This is a genomic window from Bowmanella yangjiangensis (genome assembly GCF_017255015.1).
In the GTDB taxonomy this organism is placed as follows: Bacteria; Pseudomonadota; Gammaproteobacteria; order Enterobacterales; family Alteromonadaceae; genus Bowmanella; species Bowmanella yangjiangensis.
On sequence record NZ_JAFKCS010000382.1, the window covers coordinates 1 to 766 of the forward strand.

Annotated in this window: 1 protein-coding gene; it reads right to left on the minus strand. The window is 63.3% G+C overall.

All coding sequences use genetic code 11. From position 1 onward, the window contains the following. Positions 1 to 620 (minus strand): hypothetical protein (locus tag J0A65_RS24690; protein WP_206596885.1); only part of this gene is annotated, 620 nt, incomplete at its 3' end. Positions 621 to 766: the final 146 nt, after the last annotated feature.

A 766-nucleotide genomic window follows, 5' to 3' on the forward strand; every position in this document is an offset into this window, starting at 1 on the left:
TCCACGGGCAGCGCCTTGCCGCCTTGCTGCTGCCAGGTGCCGGTTAGTGAGCCGTCCGGCTGCAAGTGCAGGTCGAAGATGGCAGGGCTGTCGCCACCTTCGTACAGGCGAACCTGATCAGCACTGATGGTCCGCTGGCTCAGTTCGATCTGCCGGGCGTAACGCTCGTAGAAGTAGCTGCTGGAGGCATAGACGTTGCCCTCCAGCACCAGGCTGATCGCGTAGCGGCCATCGATCTTGCCTCGGTAGGCGCCACCGGCACGCAGATCGGCAGGACGCTGGCAGTCGCTGCGCTGCTCCAGCAGCAGGCAGCGACCGTAGGGGCTGAAGTCATCGGCCAATTGCGCATAGGGAATGCTGTTGCTGTACTCGCCCAGGTCGTCCAGTGCCAGCACGACATGCGGTGCGCAGCCTTCGGCGATCAGCTTCAGGCTATCGCGACCCAGCTCCACCCGGTTGTATGTCAGATCGCTGTTGCTGCGTCTGGGCAAGCACTCTTGATACATCGAACGCTGGGTTTCGAGGCGCTCGTCATCCTCGTCCAGCTCTGCCGTGGCGTCGGCCGGAGGCGGCAATTCGGCGAGAAATGCCTCGATGCGCTGGCCGCGTTCATGGCCCACACGTTCGCCCAGCCGTTGCAGGCCCGCTGGCGTGAACAACTGCTCGAGGCCGATGGGGCGGCCGCTGGTCAGATCGAAGGGGTAGGTAAAAGTACCCATGCTGGTATAGGCGCCGGTGTATTCGCCAGTCACGCTCAGAGACAGAT